Here is a 333-nt window from a genome sequence, read left to right as displayed (position 1 = left end):
CACCTTTCCCCATCCCCCCACCTCTTATCCTTCTTTTAACTTACCAGCCTCATCCATACCTATCAAAACCAACACAACCACTCTTCTCTTCCTTTGGCGACCCTCATTAAGAAATCAATCCCCTCCATTTCTTCTCTTCTCAAATCTCCTCCCACCTCTCCATTTTTCAATATTCCTTTTCCTTGTTCCATCCTCATCACATTCTCTCCTCAAATCAAAACTCTCTCTATCCCATCCAATCTCAACCCCCCTTACCAAAACTCCTCAACAACTTCTTCCCACCAATTCCTTTCCTTTAATTCTAAAAATACTAAAAATTCCATTCACTTGTCA

1 protein-coding gene is annotated in these 333 nt (G+C 41.1%); it reads right to left on the bottom strand.

Annotated features, from left to right (window positions below; translation table 11 throughout):
• Positions 1-62 precede the first annotated feature (62 nt).
• Positions 63-197 carry a hypothetical protein gene (locus tag FS736_RS25320; protein WP_260983694.1) on the bottom strand — a complete coding sequence of 45 codons (135 nt, stop codon included), beginning with the start codon at positions 195-197 and terminating at the stop codon, positions 63-65.
• Positions 198-333 lie beyond the last annotated feature (136 nt).

The organism is Cytobacillus oceanisediminis 2691 (assembly GCF_007678455.1).
In the GTDB taxonomy this organism is placed as follows: domain Bacteria; phylum Bacillota; class Bacilli; order Bacillales; family Cytobacillaceae; genus Mesobacillus; species Mesobacillus oceanisediminis_A.
The sequence above is the reverse complement of the archived record's forward strand: the minus strand, read 5'-3'. Positions and strand labels throughout refer to the sequence as shown.